The following is a 255-nucleotide window of genomic DNA, read 5'->3' as shown; positions in this document are numbered from 1 at the left end:
TTGACCGACGCCGACGCGCTGGGCGTCATTTCGAACGCCGCCGCACAGGCCGCCGCGACCGCACAGACGCTGGCCGATCAAACCGACGCCGCCGCGCTCGACGTGATCGCGAACGCCGCGGCAGCCGCGGCAGCCGCCGCGGCGACAGCCGCCGGGCAAACCGATGCGTCGCTGCTCGGCGCCGCCTCCACGGCGGCCACCAGCGCCGCCAACGCGACCGCCGCGATCGCCGCGCAAAGCGACGCCGCCGCGCTG

Origin of the sequence: Janthinobacterium agaricidamnosum NBRC 102515 = DSM 9628 (genome assembly GCF_000723165.1) — a bacterium.
GTDB classification, from domain to species: Bacteria; Pseudomonadota; Gammaproteobacteria; order Burkholderiales; family Burkholderiaceae_D; genus Janthinobacterium; species Janthinobacterium agaricidamnosum.
This window is presented reverse-complemented; position numbering follows the sequence as displayed.